This window comes from Variovorax sp. P4_D9 (genome assembly GCF_056401695.1).
Map to the genome: position 1 here is coordinate 1 of NZ_JBFUIU010001211.1, position 2,061 is coordinate 2,061.

At 66.4% G+C, this 2,061-nt stretch carries 4 protein-coding genes; 3 read left to right on the forward strand and 1 reads right to left on the reverse strand.

The window, feature by feature from the left end:
* Positions 1 to 186 (forward strand): aldehyde dehydrogenase family protein (locus AC1DY5_RS53095; protein WP_478122260.1); only part of this gene is annotated, 186 nt, incomplete at its 5' end.
* On the opposite strand, the gene AC1DY5_RS53100 is transcribed toward AC1DY5_RS53095, so the two are convergent.
* A complete protein-coding gene (locus AC1DY5_RS53100) occupies positions 168 to 782 on the reverse strand; it encodes a TetR/AcrR family transcriptional regulator (protein ID WP_478122261.1) in 615 nt (204 codons plus the stop codon). The genes AC1DY5_RS53095 and AC1DY5_RS53100 overlap by 19 nt on opposite strands.
* 77 nt (positions 783 to 859) lie before the next feature.
* Between AC1DY5_RS53100 and AC1DY5_RS53105 the strand changes: the two genes are divergently transcribed.
* Positions 860 to 1,273 (forward strand): PaaI family thioesterase, encoded by a 414-nt coding sequence (locus tag AC1DY5_RS53105; RefSeq protein WP_478122262.1) that lies wholly within the window; start codon positions 860 to 862, stop codon positions 1,271 to 1,273.
* A gap of 140 nt (positions 1,274 to 1,413) precedes the next feature.
* On the forward strand, positions 1,414 to 1,872 hold the full coding sequence (locus AC1DY5_RS53110; protein ID WP_478122263.1) for a thermonuclease family protein: 459 nt from the start codon (positions 1,414 to 1,416) through the stop codon (positions 1,870 to 1,872).
* Positions 1,873 to 2,061: the final 189 nt, after the last annotated feature.

Sequence of the window (2,061 nt, forward strand, 5' to 3'; positions counted from 1 at the left end):
TACGCGACGCACTTCAAGCGCCACAGCCAGGCCGGCATGGTGATGGTGAACCTGCCGACGGCGGGGGTGGACTACCACGTGCCCTTCGGCGGGCGCAAGGGATCGAGCTACGGGCCGCGCGAGCAGGGCAGGTACGCGCAGGAGTTCTTCACCGTGGTGAAAACCGCCTACACGGCCGCGGGCTGACGCGGGTAACCACCCGCTTCGGCGATGGCAGATTCAAAGGCCATCGCAACCTCCTCGGCGGCATCGAGCAAAGGCTGCGGGTGAACGGCGACTCGCGCCTGTATCAATGCACCTTCGATCACCGCGATGGCCATCGAGGCGAGTCGCTGTGCCCGCCCGCGTGACACCTTCCGGGTCTGCAGCGACCGGCAGAAAACGGCCGCCCAATCCGCGAACGCGGCAGCCCCCGCTTCGCGTATCAGATGCGATTCGGGCACCGTCTCCAGCAGGGTCGTGGAGATCGGGCACCCGTCCCTGAACCCGGACTTCGACATCCAGCCCGCGAGCAGCAGCGCGTAGCGTCGAACGAGTTCACCCGGCCCTTCGGCTTCCGCCGCCAGCGTGGAAAGCGTGTGTTCCACGCGCTCGGCAGCCCAGACGACGGCCGCAGCAGCGATCGTTTCCTTGCCCCCGGGAAAGTAGTGATAGAGCGATCCCTTGGGTGCACCGCTTTCTTCCACGATCTGATTCAAGCCGGTTGCAGCAAACCCTTGCTTGCGAAACAGCCGTGCGGCGGTTTGCACGATCGCGTCGCGATGCCTGGAGGGTCGAGCCATCTGACTGTCCTTTTGGAGACGGGTTGGAGGACTGGAATTATATAGACTGGTCTAATTAACCCTGAAAAAGAAGCACCATGTCCGACATCGACGTTCCACCGCAGTTTCAACGCCACTTCCGGCGCAGCGGCCTGACCGACCCTTGGGAGCCCCTGTACTCGCAGCGCCTCACCGAAGCGATCTACCTGGGATTGCGCGCCGGCCCCGCCCATGCGAACAGCCGCGGCTTCGTGCATGGCGCACTGCTAACCGCCCTGGCCGACAACGCGATGGGCTTGTCCTGCAACCACGCGAGCGGCGAGACCGCCGCCCTGGTGACGGTGAACCTGTCGATGGATTTCGYCGCCAGCGCACAGCAGGGACAGTGGATCGAGGTCCGGCCCTTCGTGATCAAGCTGGGCCGGAGTCTCAGCTTTGCCAGCGCGCTGGTCATGGCCGACGAAAAGATCTGCGCCCGCGCCAACGCGACCTTTCAGACCCTGGCGCGCTGAGCGGCGTTGGCGGCCAGGCCGATGGCTAACATCGGCGCCTCTCCGAATCCGCGACCACGCTGCACATGCATTTCCTTCTTGCTCTCCTCTGTCTTCTCTTCTCGATCGCTTCGCATGCCGGGCAGCACGCCGAAAACTGCATGATCGTCGGCGTGGTCGACGGCGACACCGTCACCGCCCGCTGCACCGGCCCCGCTTCCCCCGAACAGATCCGCGTGCGCCTGCACGGGATCGACGCGCCCGAGAAGCGGCAGCCTTTCGGCATGCGCGCCAAGCAGGCCTTGTCGGGCATGGTGTTCGGCAAGCCGGCCAGGCTCGACTGCGTGGACATCGACCGGTACGCGCGCCGCGTGTGCAAGGTGATGGTCGCGCCGGCATCGGCACCCGGCGGCCCCAAGACCCTCGATGCCGGACTGGCGATGGTGACCGTCGGCATGGCCTGGTGGTACCGAAGCTATGGCAGGGAGCAGTCGCCCGAGGAACGTGGGCAGTACGAGTTCGCCGAGTTCGAGGCCAAGGCCCGGCGCGTCGGACTCTGGCGCGATCTGAAGCCGACGCCGCCGTGGTCGTGGCGGAAGGCGGAGCGTGGCGGGCTGTAGCGCCTGATCGCACAAGGCGCCGACAAACCGAGGCCGCCGCCTACAGCGCGGTGGCGAAGAGCCGCTACCCTGGAGGCCATGATCAAATCCGCCGCCGCGCTGCTGGGCTTGGCCGTCTGCTGCGCCACCGCCCTCGCCCAGACCCCGAAGCTGCCCTTTAAGCGCGTCGACACCGGGACCGTCTTCGTG